General features: G+C 63.4%; 11 protein-coding genes. 5 read left to right on the top strand and 6 right to left on the bottom strand.

Annotated elements, in window-relative coordinates; translation table 11 throughout:
- The first annotated feature begins 174 nt into the window (after positions 1 to 174).
- Entirely contained in the window at positions 175 to 480 is a 306-nt protein-coding gene (locus B0T39_RS12380) for a SelT/SelW/SelH family protein (RefSeq protein ID WP_141111202.1), read from the top strand.
- A 13-nt stretch (positions 481 to 493) separates the two neighbouring features.
- Positions 494 to 1,654, top strand: a complete 1,161-nt coding sequence (gene dinB, locus B0T39_RS12375; RefSeq protein WP_081546991.1) for a DNA polymerase IV — start codon at positions 494 to 496, stop codon at positions 1,652 to 1,654.
- Between the two features lie 22 nt (positions 1,655 to 1,676).
- Here the strand turns inward: dinB and B0T39_RS12370 are convergent, their stop codons facing one another.
- From B0T39_RS12370 to B0T39_RS12345, 6 genes are all read right to left on the bottom strand, one after another.
- Entirely contained in the window at positions 1,677 to 4,412 is a 2,736-nt protein-coding gene (locus B0T39_RS12370; protein ID WP_081546989.1) for a M16 family metallopeptidase, read from the bottom strand.
- A gap of 318 nt (positions 4,413 to 4,730) precedes the next feature.
- The gene (gene rodA / locus B0T39_RS12365) at positions 4,731 to 5,825 is read right to left on the bottom strand and encodes a rod shape-determining protein RodA (RefSeq protein ID WP_081547023.1); all 1,095 of its coding nucleotides are present in this window, start codon (positions 5,823 to 5,825) and stop codon (positions 4,731 to 4,733) included.
- Entirely contained in the window at positions 5,806 to 7,746 is a 1,941-nt protein-coding gene (mrdA, locus tag B0T39_RS12360; protein WP_081546987.1) for a penicillin-binding protein 2, read from the bottom strand. The genes rodA and mrdA overlap by 20 nt, the downstream gene beginning before the upstream one ends.
- 15 nt (positions 7,747 to 7,761) lie before the next feature.
- Entirely contained in the window at positions 7,762 to 8,265 is a 504-nt protein-coding gene (gene mreD / locus B0T39_RS12355) for a rod shape-determining protein MreD (protein ID WP_081546985.1), read from the bottom strand.
- A 6-nt stretch (positions 8,266 to 8,271) separates the two neighbouring features.
- Positions 8,272 to 9,177, bottom strand: a complete 906-nt coding sequence (gene mreC, locus B0T39_RS12350) for a rod shape-determining protein MreC (RefSeq protein ID WP_081547021.1) — start codon at positions 9,175 to 9,177, stop codon at positions 8,272 to 8,274.
- A gap of 139 nt (positions 9,178 to 9,316) precedes the next feature.
- The gene (locus tag B0T39_RS12345; protein WP_043592385.1) at positions 9,317 to 10,360 is read right to left on the bottom strand and encodes a rod shape-determining protein; all 1,044 of its coding nucleotides are present in this window, start codon (positions 10,358 to 10,360) and stop codon (positions 9,317 to 9,319) included.
- A 366-nt stretch (positions 10,361 to 10,726) separates the two neighbouring features.
- On the opposite strand from B0T39_RS12345, the gene gatC reads away from it, so the two are divergent.
- The 3 genes from gatC (at position 10,727) to gatB (ending at position 14,174) form a co-directional block, all read left to right on the top strand.
- Positions 10,727 to 11,014 (top strand): Asp-tRNA(Asn)/Glu-tRNA(Gln) amidotransferase subunit GatC, encoded by a 288-nt coding sequence (gatC, locus tag B0T39_RS12340; RefSeq protein WP_043592439.1) that lies wholly within the window; start codon positions 10,727 to 10,729, stop codon positions 11,012 to 11,014.
- Positions 11,015 to 11,126: 112 nt separating this feature from the next.
- Complete coding sequence (gene gatA / locus B0T39_RS12335) at positions 11,127 to 12,578, top strand: Asp-tRNA(Asn)/Glu-tRNA(Gln) amidotransferase subunit GatA (protein WP_081546983.1); 1,452 nt, start codon at positions 11,127 to 11,129, stop codon at positions 12,576 to 12,578.
- Between the two features lie 168 nt (positions 12,579 to 12,746).
- The gene (gatB, locus tag B0T39_RS12330; RefSeq protein WP_081546981.1) at positions 12,747 to 14,174 is read left to right on the top strand and encodes an Asp-tRNA(Asn)/Glu-tRNA(Gln) amidotransferase subunit GatB; all 1,428 of its coding nucleotides are present in this window, start codon (positions 12,747 to 12,749) and stop codon (positions 14,172 to 14,174) included.
- Position 14,175: the final 1 nt, after the last annotated feature.

The raw sequence follows: 14,175 nt of genomic DNA, 5'->3' as shown, positions 1-14,175 counted from the left end.
TTGAGACTTGTCATGGGGTTACTCCTGCGCTTGCGCGCTGTCTTGATGAAGATTCGCACCTCTATCAAAACGGGTAACCCCACCTATCGGCAAGGCCTGACTGTCAGATCAAATCGGAACTTCTACACATGATGTATGCTGTCAGCCATCTTCTTGCCGGCTGCCTTTTCCCGCATGACACCCTCTATCCCCCCCGCCAAATCTCCGCGCCTGAGCATTGAATATTACACTGGCTGCCGCTGGCTGCTGCGCGCCGCCTGGATGGCGCAGGAACTGCTGACCACCTTCGAGAAGGAATTGGCTGAAGTGGCCTTGCAGCCCGGCAGCGGCGGCGTGTTCCGTGTCGAACTGGACGGCGAGCTACTGTGGGACCGCAAGGTCGACGGCGGCTTCCCCGACATCAAGCTGCTGAAGCAGCGGGTGCGCGATCGGGTGGCGCCGCAGCGTTCGCTGGGTCATAGCGACGGCGCCGTCTCCTGATCCGGTCATCGCCATGAGCGAGCTGCAGCGCAAGATCATCCACGTCGATTGCGATTGTTTCTATGCCGCGATCGAGATGCGCGACGATCCCGCCTTGCGTCCCTTGCCGCTGGCGGTGGGCGGCCGGCCGGAAAGCCGCGGCGTCATCGCCACCTGCAATTACATCGCGCGACGCTACGGCGTGCGCTCGGCGATGTCGTCGGCGCGCGCGCTGCGCTTGTGTCCTGATTTGTTGATCCTGCCGCCGGACATGGCGCGCTATCGCGAGGCCAGCCAGAAGATCATGCGCATCTACGAGCGCTACACGCCCTTGATCGAGCCCTTGTCGTTGGATGAAGCCTATCTGGATGTGACGGGGCAGCCGCATGAGCAGGGCAGCGCCACGCGGATGGCGGAGGCGATACGCCGCCAGATCCGCGAGGAGGTGGGCATCACCGCCTCGGCCGGCATCGCGCCCAACAAATTCCTGGCCAAGGTGGCCAGCGACTGGAATAAGCCGGACGGACAATTCCTGATCCGGCCTCAAGACGTGGCCGGCTTTGTCGCCGCGCTGCCGGTGGAGAAGATACACGGCGTGGGCCGGGTTACCGCGCAGCGGCTGAACGAGCTGGGCATTCGGCGTTGCGGCGATATGCTGGCCTGGGAGCTGGCCGATCTGCTGCGTCACTTCGGCCGTTTCGGCGAGCGTCTCCACGAGCTGGCGCGCGGCGTGGATCCGCGGCCGGTGTCCACCGACCGTAGCCGCAAATCAATCAGCGTCGAGGAGACCTACGCGGTGGACCTGCCCGACGTCGTCGCCTGTCTGTCCAAGCTGCCGGAACTGATAGACCGCTTGAGCGCGCGTATCGCGCGCAGCGGTAATCCCGCGTTCAAGGGCTTGTCGGTCAAGCTCAAGTTCGACGATTTCAACCAGACCACGGTGGAACACGCCGGCGGACAACTGTCGTCGGCGCGTTTCGGGGAACTGCTGCGAGTGGGATTCGAGCGCGGACGGCGGCCGGTGCGTCTGGTCGGCGTCGGCGTCAAGCTGGCGGACGAGCATGACCTGCCGCGTCAGTTGCGCCTGTTCGGTCGGGACGGCCGGCCCTTGCCGGACCTGCCGGCGGCGGACGCCGCCGCGGGCGAGGCGGAGTCGCCTTCTGGAGACGCCGGCCCGCCCTCGCGGAATCGCTGAGGCTTGCCGGCGCAAGGCCGCATCAGGGCTTTATGAAGTCGCCGGCGTAGACCTGGAACAATTGGGCCGGGTCTATGTGCTTGCGCAGGGCGGCGTTGACCTGATCCACCGTCAGCGCGGCGATGGCGGCGTCCACCTTGGCGTTGAAATCCATGCCGCGGCCGATCTGCAACTGGCCGTCCAGAGCGCCGCTTAGTGCGCCGTCCTGAGCGCGGGCGATTTCCCTTTCCTGCTGCAGCGCCTTCTTGGCGTCGGCCAGCTCGGTGGCGCTGACGCCGTCGCGGATGAAGCGCGCCAATTCCTCGGTCACCCCCTGTTTCAGCTTGTCCAGATTCTGCGGCGCGTAAATGGCCACCAGGCTCAGGCTGGCCACCGGCTCGAAGCTGCCTGCCTTGAACTGGCTGCCGGCGTAGTAGCTGATGCCGTCCTTTTGGCGCAGGCGGTCCAACAGGCGCGATTTGACGCCGCCGCCCAGAATCTTGTTGGCGACCAGCATCGCCGGGTAGTCGGCGTCGCTGTCCCGCATCGCCAACGGCGCGGTGGCCAGGTAGAAGGCGTTGGCCTTGTCTTTGGCCTGCAGTTGTTGTTGGCCCGGCTTGGCCGGCGGCAGCAGGCTGGGCGCGCGGCTGTACGTCACGGGGCTGTTCCAGCCGCCAAACAGCTTTTGCAGCTGGCTTTGCGCCGCCTTGGCGTCGAAGTCGCCGACCAGCGCGAAGCGGGCGTGGTTGGCGCCGTAGAACTGGCGGTGGAAGCGCTTGAGATCGTCCAGCTTGGCGGTTTTCAATTCGGCGGCGGCCTCGTCCAGCGTCGGACGGTAGCGCAGATCGCCCTTGCGATAGAGGTTGAGCGCCTGGCCCACGGCTTGGGTGGCCATGGCCTGTGGCTCGTTGCGCTGGGCGTCGATGGCGGTCAGCTCCTCCTTGCGCAGCAGTTCGAATTCCCGTTCCGGGAAACTGGGCTGTTTTAGCAGGCTGGAGATCAGGTCCAGCAAGGCCGGCAGATGCGTGCGGGTGGTTTCAAAGTCCACGCTGACTTCTTGCCCCGAGCCGGAGACGCTGAGCTTGGCTTTCAATTGGTCCAGGCGATTGCTGATTTCGGCGCGGCTGAGTTTGCCGCTGCCGCGTTCCAGCATGTCGGCGGCGAGGCTAGGCACGGCGCCGCGGCCGAACAGGCTTTTCTCGTCGCCGAAGGCGAGGCTGAAGCTGCCGTTGACGGTTTCGCCGCGGGTCTTCTTGGCCAGCAAGGCCAGTTTGGCGCCGTTGGCGAGCGTGGTTTTCACGGTGCGGGCGTCGATGTTGGCCGGGCTGGGGTCGAAGGCTTCGCCCTGGCTGATCGCGGCGCGGCCCTTGTAGCCGTCCACCAGTTTGGCTACGTCCGGCGTGGCCGGGATTACGCTGCGGTCCGGTTTGGCGGTGGGCACGAACTGGCCGTAGGTGCGGTTGGACGGTTTGAAGTAGTTCTCGGCGGCCCGCTCCACGTCTTTGGCGCTCAGCGCCTCGATGCGGTCGCGGGTCAGGAAGAATAGCCGCCAATCTCCCTTGGCGATGGCCTCGGACATCTCCACCGCCAGTTGCTGCGGGTCGTTAAGGGTCTTGTCGATATCGTTGAGCAGGCTGGCCTTGGCGCGCTTGAGTTCGGCTTCGGTCACCGGCTTGTTCTTGAAGCCTTCGATGGCGGCGAGCATGGCCTGGCGCGTGTCGGCCAGTTTCTGGCCCTTGTTCAGCTCAGCCCAAAAAATGATGTAGCCGGGCTCGGCCAGCGCGAACGGCCAAGCTTCGACGCCGACGGCTTTCTTGCCGCCCACCAGCGCCTGATACAGCCGGCCGTTGGGGGTGCTGGCCAGGATGTCGGCCAAGACGAGGAGGGCCGCCGCGTCCGGGTGGCTGCCGGCGGAGATCGGATACAGCACGGCAGCCAGTTGGGTGTCGCCGACGCGCTCCACGGTCAGTTCGCGCGCGCCGTCGCGCTGCGGTTCTTCGGTCCAGGTCGGCGTCAACTGGCGCTGCGGCTTGGCGATCTTGCCGAAGGTCTGCCGGACGACGGCCAGCGTCGCCACTGGGTCGAACTTGCCGCTAATCATCAGCACCGCGTTGTCCGGCTGGTAGTACTTGCGGTAGAAGGCCTGCAGATTGTCGATGCGGACTTTTTCCACGTCCGAGCGCGCGCCTATGGTGTTGTGGCCGTAGTTGTGCCAGTCGTAGCTGACCGCGGTCATCTGCTTCCACAGCACGCGGCGGGGATTGTTCTCCCCCATCTCCATTTCATTGCGCACCACCGAGAATTCGGTGTCCAGATCGCTTCTGGCGATCTTGCTGTTGACCATGCGGTCTGCTTCCATCTCCAGCGCCCAGCGAAGGTTGTCGTCGTTGGCCGGGAAGGTTTCGTAGTAATTGGTGCGATCCAGGAAGGTGGTGCCGTTGAACTGCATGCCGCGCTTGCCCAGTTCCTGCATCAGGTTGCCGCTGGTGGGCGTGCCCTTGAACAGCATGTGCTCCAGCAAGTGGGCCATGCCGGTTTCGCCGTAGCTTTCGTGGCGGCTGCCCACAAGATACGTGATGTTGACGGTGGTGGTGGGCTTGGAGGCGTCCGGGGCCAGCAGGACCCGCAGGCCGTTGGGGAGTCGGTATTCGGTGATGCCTTCCACGCTGGTGTAGGCTTGCAGCTGGCTTTGGCTGGCGGCGGCGGGTTCGGCGGCGATGGCCGGCAGGGTGTGGCCCAGGGACAGGGCGAGCAGCAGGCTCAGGGTCTTGATGCGCATGCGGTGGCGTTTCCTCTGGCATGAATGCGGGACGGCGGCGCGTGGAGCCGCCGGAATGCTATAGGCTTGCGATTTTGCCTGCCTTCGTCAAGTCGGAAACCTTCCGGGCATGACGTAAGTCTGGGGCAAACAGGGGTAGGCCGGCGCGGCGGGCAATTGGTTCCCGCCATGGAACTTAGAGCCTGTTTACGATCTCACGAGCAAGAGCGAGACAAGGCGGAAATGACCGAAGAAGCGGAATGTACATACGGTACATGAGCATTCTGAGGTCATTTCCAACGCCGTATCGCTGAAGCGCAGCAGATCGTAAACAGGCTCTCAGCGTTTCAGATTGCTGATGCTCATCAACATGCCCATGCCGACGAACAGGGTGACGGTGGCGGTGCCGCCGTAGGACATGAAGGGCAGCGGCACGCCCACCACCGGCAGGATGCCGGACACCATGCCCATGTTGACGAAGGCGTAGACGAAGAAGGACAGGGTGATGGAACCGGCCATCAGCCGGCCGTACAGCGTTTGCGCGCTGGCGGTGATCATCATCGCGCGGCTGAGCACCAGCAGGTAGAGCGTCAGCAGCAGCACATTGCCGGCCAGGCCGAATTCCTCTGAATACACGGCGAAGATGAAGTCCGTGGTCCGCTCCGGAATGTAATCGAGGTGGGTCTGGGTGCCGTTGAGCCAGCCCTTGCCCCAAGGGCCGCCGGAGCCGATGGCGATCATGGACTGAATGATGTGGTAGCCGTCGCCCAAGGGATCGGTAGTGGGGTCTATCATGGTCAGCACCCTGCGGCGCTGGTAGTCGTGCAGCAGGTTCCAAACGATGGGCAGGCTGGCTGCGCCCAGGCCGATGCCGGTGAAGATCACTTTCCATGGCAGGCCGGCGAAGAACAGCACGAATAGGCCGGCGGCGGCGATCAGCAGGGTGGTGCCCAGATCCGGTTGCTTCAGCACCAACGCGCTGGGCACGGCCATCAGCAAGGCGGCCACCAAGTAATGCCACCAGCGCATCGACAGTTCGTATTTCTGGAAGAACCAGGCCAGCATCATCGGCAGCGCGATTTTCATGATTTCGGATGGCTGGATGCGGGTGATGCCCAGTTCCAGCCAGCGGGTGGAGCCGTTGACGGTGACGCCCTTGAAGTGGACGGCCAGCAGCAGCAGCACGCCCAGCCCGTAGATGGGCGGCGCGAAGTTCATGATGCTTTGCGGCCGCATGCGGGCGATGATCCACATAATGACCAGCGACAGGCTGGTGTAGATCAGCTTATTGTCTATCTTGTCGAAGGACTGGTTGTTGGCCGAGTACAGCAACACCATGCTGACCACGAAGATCATGCCCAGGAACAGCATCAGCCAGCCGTCCAGCGGCTCTTTGATCTGTTCCCAGATGCGTTTAATTAGAGAGGTCTGCATTGTCGTTGGCGGTGTCGGTGGGCATGGTCTTCAGCGTGCCTTCGATGTCTTTCGGCACTTTGCCCAGCAAGTAGTAATCGAACAGCGAGCGCACGATGGGCGCGGCGGCGGCGGCGCCGAAGCCGGCGTTTTCCACGATCACCGCCACGGCGATGCGAGGCTTGTCCACCGGGGCGAAAGCGATGAACCAACTGTGGTCGCGGTATTGTTCGGCCAGGGCTGAGGCGTTGTACTTGGCGCCCTGTTTGATCTGCACCACTTGGGCGGTGCCGGTCTTGCCCGCCATCGAGTACTGCAGGCCCACGCCCAGCCGCGCGCCGGTGCCGCGCGTCATCACGCCCTCCATGCCGCGCTTCACGTATTCGAAGTTTTCCGGTTTGAACGGGATCTGGCGGGTGGGCATCGGTTCAATGATGCGCGCCTTGCCACTGCGGGTATCCACCACTTGCTGCACCAGGTGCGGTTTGAATACTTGACCGTCATTGGCCATGATTGCGGTGGCATTGGCCATTTGCAGCGGGGTGTAAGCGTTGAAGCCCTGGCCGATGCCGATGCTGACCACGTCGGCCGGATACCAGCGGCGGAACTCTTCCTTGTAGCGGGCGAAGCGGCGGGCCTTCCATTCCTTGGACGGCAGCACGCCGATGGATTCGCCGTCCAGATCGATGCCGGTTTTGCTGCCCAGGCCGAACTGCGCCAGCGCCGGGTGGATCTTGTCTATGCCCATGTCCCAGGCCAGCTTGTAGAAGAAGGTGTCGCTGGAGACTTCGATCGCGCGTTGCAGATTGACCATGCCGTTGCCCGCCTTCTTGCTGTCGCGGAACTGGTGGCTGGAGCCGGGCAGGGTGAAGTAGCCGGGCGCCGGGCGGATGTCGCGCATGCCGATGGCGTGGTTTTCCAGCGCGGCCATCGCCATGAAGGGTTTGAAGGTGGAGCCGGGCGGGTAGGTGCCGCGCAGCGCGCGGTTGATCATCGGCTTCTGCCAGTCGTTGTTCAGATTGGTCCAGGTCTGGGTGTCGATGCCGTCGATGAACAGATTGGGATCGAAGCCCGGCTTGGATAGGAAGGCGAGTACGCCGCCGGTGGACGGCTCTATCGCCACTAGCGCGCCGCGGCGGCTGCCAAAGAGCTTGTCCGCCATTTCCTGCAAGCGAATGTCCAGCGCCAGCTTCAGGGTATTGCCGTTGACCGGCGGCGTGCGCCGCAGTGAACGCACCGCGCGGCCGCCGGAGTCGGTTTCCACTTCCTCGAAGCCGACCTTGCCGTGCAGATCATCCTCGTACACGGCTTCCAGACCCGTCTTGCCAATGTAATTGGAGCCTTTGTAATTGGCGGTTTTTTCTTCCTCTTCCAGCCTTTCCTTGTCGCGCTGGTTGATGCGGCCGATATAACCGAGCACATGGCTGGTCATTTCCTTGAACGGATAATCGCGGAACAGCCGAGCCTTGACTTCCACGCCTGGGAAGCGCCAGGCCTGGGCGGCGACGCGAGCGGCCTCTTCTTCGCTGAGTTTGGTTTTCAGCGGGATGGATTCGAAGTTCTTGCTTTCAATCAGCAGGCGTTTGAACTGGCGCTCGTCGCGCGGGGTGATCTCCACCAGTTTGCGCAGCTCGGCCTCGGTGGCGGCCAGATCCGGGATCTTGCTGGGCGTCAGCTCCAGCGTATAGGCGGAGTAGTTCTGCGCCAGCACCACGCCGTTGCGGTCCAGGATCAGACCGCGGTTGGGCAGGATGGGCACCAGCGAGATGCGGTTGTTCTGCGCCAGCGTGGAAAAGTGTTCGTGCTGCAGCACTTGCAGCCAGATGAAGCGAGTGAGCAGCACCAGGAACATCAGCACGATCAACGCGTAAGCGACGATTAGGCGCAGCTGGAACTGGCTGTCTTCGGCCTGCGGGTTTTTGAAGCGGGTGGGTTGAGGCATGGACGGTCCGCGGCGCTATGCCGCGTTGTGGCGGTAGGGCATCAGCATCAGCTTGGTCAGCAGCGGCCACAGCAAGGCGCCGATCAAGGGCGGCAGGAAATAGCCCCAGCCGACGAAGGCGGATCCGGTGAGCATGCGCACTACCACCATGATCAGCTGGTTGGTCAGCAACAGGCCCAGCACCACCAGCGTTTGCTGGCCTAGGTTGAACATCACCACCTGGCGCTGGCGCGCCAGCGCCAGGTAAGCGGTGATCGAATAGGCTAGCGCGTGCTGGCCGAACAGGCCGGTGGTGGAAATGTCGGCCACCAGGCCCAGCATGAATGCAGTGCCGATATTGACCCGGCGCGGCTGGTTGATCACCCAGTACAGGATCAGCATGCCGATGAAGTCCGGCAGCCAGCGCGTGCTGCCGTGAGGCAGCGGAATCAGTTCGATCAGGACGGCGAAGATGAAGGTGAACAGGATGAAGCGGCGCTTCACCGGTTTGAGCAGTTCCTTGGGGCGCTCGAACGTCATCGGGGCTTACTCCTCGGCGGCGGCTTTCTTGCCGCCCCTGCTCTTTTTGACGATGGGGGCCGGCTCTGGCGGACGCGGCGGCGCCTGCTTCTCGCCCAGCACCAGCATATAGCGGGTTTGCTGCACGCCGGCCAGGGGCGAGGTGGCGATGCGGGCGAAGGTGGCGCCCTGATTTCGCTCCACCCGGGTCACGCGGGCCACTGGGATGCCGGCGGGATAAACGCCGTCCACGCCGGAGGTGACGATGTGGTCGCCGTCCTTGATGTCGGCGCTTTGCGGCAGATAGCGGATTTCCACGCCGCCGCCGTAGCCGTACAGGATGGCGCGCTGGCCGGTGCGAGCCACCATTACTGGCACCATCTGGTTCTTGTCTATGACCAGGGTGACTTCCGCGGTCAGCGGCTGCACCCGGGTGACTTGGCCCAGCAGGCCGCTGGCATCCACGACCGGCTGGCCGGCCTTCAGGTTGGCGTCGCTGCCTTTGTCGATGATGATTTTGTAGGAAAACGGATCGCGGCCGGTATACAGCGTTTCGGCCATCTGCGCCTGCTGGTGGTAGCTGGACTTGATGCCGTTGAGCTTGCGCACTTCGTCCAGCTCGCGTTGCAGGGTTTGCAGCCGCGACAGTTGCGCCGACATTTCCAGCTGGCGCACGCGCAAAGCAGTGTTTTCCTGTTTGAGTTCGGTTTGGGAGCTGAGAAAGTCGCTGACGTGGCGCATCGCCTGCGCGGGCATGTTCACCGCGCGCTGCACCGGGTACAGCGCCAGCGAGGTGGCTTCGCGCGCCTGTTCCATCAGGCCGAAATAGCTGTCGCCGACCAGGAGCGCCACCGAGGCGGCCACGGCCATGGCCAAGCGCGCGCCGGGCGGCGGCCCGGAGCGGAAAAAGCTGGGGGTGTTGGCAAAGTCCATCGGCTCAGACCTCGCCCCTTGACGCGGGGCGCTGTGCTTCAAAAACGGGCGCGCTTGCCGCGCGCCCGCCATCATCGCTTGCATTACGAGCGGCCGCCGCCGCCGGAGCCGGGCTCAGGCGGGCGTCGGCCGTTCCGGTTTAGGGGACGTTGGTGAAAATGGTGCCAATCTTGTCCATTTTCTCCAGCGCCTTGCCGGAACCGCGCACCACGCAGGTCAGCGGTTCTTCGGCCACGAACACCGGCAGGCCGGTTTCTTCGGCCAGCAGGCGGTCGATGTCTTTCAGCAGCGCGCCGCCGCCGGTGAGCACCATGCCCTTGTCGGCGATGTCGGCGCCCAGTTCCGGCGGAGTTTGTTCCAGAGCGATCTTCACCGCGGACACGATCTGATTCAACGGCTCGGTCAGCGCTTCCAGGATTTCGTTGGACGACACGGTGAAGGCGCGCGGAATGCCTTCGGCCAGGTTGCGGCCCTTGACTTCCATTTCGCGCACTTCGGCGCCCGGGAAGGCGGAGCCGATGGTCTTCTTGATTTCCTCGGCGGTGGTTTCGCCGATCAGCATGCCGTAGTTGCGGCGGATGTAGTTGATGATGGCTTCGTCGAATTTGTCGCCGCCCACGCGGACGGAGTTGGAGTACACCACGCCGCCCAGCGAGATCACGCCGACCTCGGTAGTGCCGCCGCCGATGTCCACCACCATGGAGCCGGTGGGTTCCTCAACCGGCAGGCCGGCGCCGATGGCGGCCGCCATCGGTTCTTCGATCAGTTCCACGCGGCGCGCGCCGGCGGCCAGCGCAGAGTCGCGGATTGCCTTGCGCTCCACCTGGGTGGAGCCGCAGGGCACGCAGATCACGATGCGCGGGCTGGCGGCGAAGAAGCGGTTGGGGTTCACCTTCTTGATGAACTGCTTGAGCATCTGTTCGGTGACGGTGAAGTCGGCGATCACGCCGTCCTTCATCGGGCGGATAGCCTGGATGCTGCCCGGGGTGCGGCCCAGCATGCGCTTGGCTTCCAGGCCCACGGCCAGAATGGATTTCTTGTTGGTGGGCGCGTCGCTGTGAATGGCGACGACCGAGGGCTCGTCCAGCACGATGCCTTTGGCGCGCATGTAGATGAGGGTGTTGGCTGTGCCAAGGTCAATGGCGAGGTCGTTGGAGAAGTATCCGGTCAGCGAACGAAACATTGGGCGATCCTGGTCAGTTTTCGTCATGTGGCGGACGCGACGGCGCGTCCGCGTTTAATCTGTTGTTTGTTGTCTACTCGTACGACCCGAGTCTACCCGCCGCGTGGCAAAACGACGCTTGGCGCCCACTGGGCGACGCCGGCTAAGCGGCCTCGCCCGGCTGGCCTTGCGCATCATTTTCCGACGCTGTGTCGGGTTGATGAGGCCTGCACGATCCGGCCCCGGCGCGGCGGCTTGCCGCCTGTCGGCAGCGCGGTGAAAGCGCTGTCGAAATAACGCCGTGGCGTGATGTCGATCTTGGGAGAATCAAGCGGGCTATGATACCCTATAACGCTTGAAATATTAAAGGTTTTGAACGAGGACACCATGTCGCTGACGCATCAGGATGTCGCACGAATTGCCAAGCTTGCCCGCATCAATGTCAATGAAGCGGAAATTGCCGCGACAAGCAAGCAACTCAATAATATTTTTGGCCTGATCGAACAGATGCAAGCGGTGAATACCGACGGCATCGAGCCGATGGCCCATCCGCAGGATGTCTCTTTGCGTTTGCGCGAAGATATCGTTACCGAAACCAATCAGCGCGAAGCTTTCCAGGCCGTGGCCCCGCAAGTAGAAAAGGGCTTGTTCCTGGTCCCCAAGGTCATCGAGTGATGCTCTGATTGCCTGCGCCGATTTAGGTTCCCGCCCGTGCGGGAGGCCGGCGCCGGTCGCTGTCTGAAAGGACGGCGGCGCCATTCCCGGATAGCTAAAGATTCCATTTGAAATGACACAGTCTACTTTGAAGCAACTGTCGCGGCAGCTGGCGGCCAAGGAAGTCTCCAGCCTTGAGCTGGCCACCCAATATCTGGATCGCATCGAAGCTCTGAATCCGGCGCTCAACGCGCTGGTCACCGTCGACCGCGCCAAGACGCTGACCGAGGCCGCCGCCGCCGACGCGCGCATCGCCGCCGGCAAGGCCCATGCGCTCACCGGCGTGCCCATCATCCACAAAGATCTGTTCTGCCAGCAGGGCTGGAAAACCAGCTGCGGCTCCAAGATGCTGGACAACTTCGTGTCGCCGTACAGCGCTCATGTGGTTGAGCAATGCGAGGCTGCCGGCATGGTGACGCTGGGTCGCGCCAATATGGACGAGTTCGCGATGGGGTCGTCCAACGAGAACTCCTTCTATGGCGCCGTGAAAAATCCCTGGGACCAGAAAGCGGTGCCGGGCGGCAGCTCTGGCGGTTCCGCCGCCGCAGTGGCCGCGCGGCTGACGCCGGTGGCCACCGCCACCGACACTGGTGGCTCCATTCGCCAGCCGGCCTCCCATTGCGGCGTCACTGGCATCAAGCCGACTTACGGCGTGGTGTCGCGTTACGGCATGGTGGCCTACGCCTCCTCGCTGGATCAGGGCGGCCCGATCGCGCAGACCGCCGAGGACTGCGCGTTGATGCTGAATGTGATGGCCGGCTTCGACCAACGCGACTCCACCAGCCTGGAACGCGCTCGCGAAGACTACGCCCGTGATCTGAATCAGCCGCTGACCGGCCTCAAGGTGGGCTTGCCGCGTGAATACTTCGCCGCCGGCCTGAGCGCCGACGTGGCGCGCGCCGTGGACGAGGCGGTGGCGGTGTTGAAGAAGCAGGGCGCGCAGGTGGTGGACATCAGCCTGCCCAATACCGAACTATCCATCCCGGCCTACTACGTGATCGCGCCGGCCGAGGCCTCGACCAATCTGTCGCGCTACGACGGCGTGCGTTACGGCCATCGCGCCGCCGAGTACAAAGACCTGGAGGACATGTATGAGAAGACCCGCGCCGAAGGCTTCGGCAGCGAGGTCAAGCGCCGCATTCTGGTGGGCAGCTATGTGCTGTCGCACGGCTATTACGACGCCTATTATCTGAAGGCCCAGAAAGTCCGTCGCTTGATCGCCAACGATTTCAAAGCCGCTTTCGAGCAGTGCGATGTGATCCTGGGGCCGGTGGCGCCGACCGCGGCCTTCGACATCGGCGCGATGAACGACGACCCGGTGCAGATGTATCTGTCCGACATCTACACGCTGTCGGTGAACCTGGCCGGTTTGCCGGGCATGAGCGTGCCGGCCGGCTTTAGCGCGAATGGCCGCCCTATCGGTTTGCAGATCATCGGCAACTACTTCGGCGAAGCCAAGATGTTGAACGTCGCGCATCAGTTCCAGTTGGCCACCGATTGGCATAGCCGCGCGCCGGTGCTGTGAAGCCAGCCGCTGCGCGACGCGAATACGTTGTTGGGCGCGCTTGCCGTACTTAATTATTGTCTGTGCCCGCCCGCCTTGTCTTCAAAGCGCCGCTCGCAGGCAGGCTAAGTTTACGTTTACGAGGGCGGCGTTTCAGCTCCGTCCTGGCATGAAAAGGATTTTCCGACCATGAAATGGGAAGTCGTCATCGGTATCGAGGTGCATGTGCAGCTCAATACCGTCTCCAAGATTTTCTCCGGCGCCAGCACCGCCTTCGGCGCCGAGCCGAACACTCAGGCCTCCGCGGTGGAACTGGCCTTCCCCGGCGTGCTGCCGGTATTGAACAAGGCGGCGGTGGACAAGGCGATCCGTCTGGGCCTGGCGCTGGACGCCAAGATCAATCAGAAGAACGTGTTCGCGCGCAAGAACTACTTCTATCCGGATCTCCCCAAGGGCTATCAGATCAGCCAGATGGACCTGCCCATCGTCGAGGGCGGCAAGCTTAAGATTCTGGTGGGCGAGCAGGAAAAGGTAATCGGTGTGACCCGCGCCCATATGGAAGAAGACGCCGGCAAGAGCCTGCACGAAGACTTCCACGGCCTGTCCGGCATCGACCTCAACCGCGCCGGCACGCCCTTGCTGGAAGTGGTGTCCGAGCCGGACATGCGTTCGGTGGACGAGGCGTTGGCTTATGTGAAGGCCTTGTACGCGCTGGTGACCTGGCTGGGCATCTGCGACGGCAATATGCAGGAAGGCAGCTTCCGCATGGACGTCAACGTGTCGGTGCGTCCGGAAGGGCAGAAAGAATTCGGCACCCGCCGCGAGATCAAGAACCTCAACTCCTTCCGCTTTCTGGAGCAGGCCGCCAAGTACGAGATCCAGTGGCAGATCGACACCCTGGAAGACGGCGGCAAGGTGCAGCAGGCCACCGTGCTGTTTGACCCGGACACCGGCGAGACGCGGATGATGCGCAGCAAGGAAGATGCGCACGATTACCGCTACTTCCCGGATCCGGATCTGCTGCCGGTGCGCATCTCCGACGAGCAGATCGCTCGCATCCGCGGCGAAATGCCGGAGCTGCCGGCGGCGATGCAAGTCCGTTTGGCCGAGGCCTACGGCGTGCCCGCCTACGACGCGGCGTTGCTGACATCCAGCCTGGCCCAGGCCCAGTACTTCGAAGCCGCGGCCAAGGCCTCCGGCCAGGGCAAGCTGGCCGCCAACTGGATCAACGGCGAGATCGCCGCGCGGCTGAACCGCGACGGCAATGAGATCGCCGATTGCCCGATCTCGGCCGAGCGTCTGTCCGGTCTGATCGCGCGCATCGCCGACAACACCCTGTCCAGCAAGCTGGCCAAGCAGGTGTTCGACGCTTTGTGGGACAGCGAGCTTTCCGCCGACGACATCATCGAGCGCGACGGCCTGAAGCAGGTGTCCGACGTCGGCGCCATCGAGAAGATGGTGGAAGAAGCGATCGCCGCCAATCCCAAGGCGGTGGAAGAATTCCGCGCGGGCAAGGAAAAGGCGCTCAACGCCTTGGCCGGCCAGGTGATGAAAGCCTCCAAAGGCAAGGCGAATCCGGCCCAGGTGCAGGATATTCTGCGTCAAAAGCTGGCCTAAT

The sequence above is a fragment of the Chromobacterium haemolyticum genome (genome assembly GCF_002081825.1).
Taxonomy (GTDB): Bacteria; Pseudomonadota; Gammaproteobacteria; order Burkholderiales; family Chromobacteriaceae; genus Chromobacterium; species Chromobacterium fluminis.
This window is presented reverse-complemented; position numbering and strand designations above follow the sequence as displayed.

Bases quoted from the DNA above. Each gene is read 5' to 3' on its own strand.
- gatC (WP_043592439.1), top strand. From the start codon at position 10,727: ATGTCGCTGACGCATCAGGATGTCGCACGAATTGCCAAGCTTGCCCGC.
- B0T39_RS12380 (WP_141111202.1), top strand. From the start codon at position 175: ATGACACCCTCTATCCCCCCCGCCAAATCTCCGCGCCTGAGCATTGAA.
- mreD (WP_081546985.1), bottom strand. From the start codon at position 8,265: ATGACGTTCGAGCGCCCCAAGGAACTGCTCAAACCGGTGAAGCGCCGC.
- mrdA (WP_081546987.1), bottom strand. From the start codon at position 7,746: ATGCCTCAACCCACCCGCTTCAAAAACCCGCAGGCCGAAGACAGCCAG.
- mreC (WP_081547021.1), bottom strand. From the start codon at position 9,177: ATGGACTTTGCCAACACCCCCAGCTTTTTCCGCTCCGGGCCGCCGCCC.
- rodA (WP_081547023.1), bottom strand. From the start codon at position 5,825: ATGCAGACCTCTCTAATTAAACGCATCTGGGAACAGATCAAAGAGCCG.
- B0T39_RS12370 (WP_081546989.1), bottom strand. From the start codon at position 4,412: ATGCGCATCAAGACCCTGAGCCTGCTGCTCGCCCTGTCCCTGGGCCAC.
- dinB (WP_081546991.1), top strand. From the start codon at position 494: ATGAGCGAGCTGCAGCGCAAGATCATCCACGTCGATTGCGATTGTTTC.
- B0T39_RS12345 (WP_043592385.1), bottom strand. From the start codon at position 10,360: ATGTTTCGTTCGCTGACCGGATACTTCTCCAACGACCTCGCCATTGAC.
- gatA (WP_081546983.1), top strand. From the start codon at position 11,127: ATGACACAGTCTACTTTGAAGCAACTGTCGCGGCAGCTGGCGGCCAAG.
- gatB (WP_081546981.1), top strand. From the start codon at position 12,747: ATGAAATGGGAAGTCGTCATCGGTATCGAGGTGCATGTGCAGCTCAAT.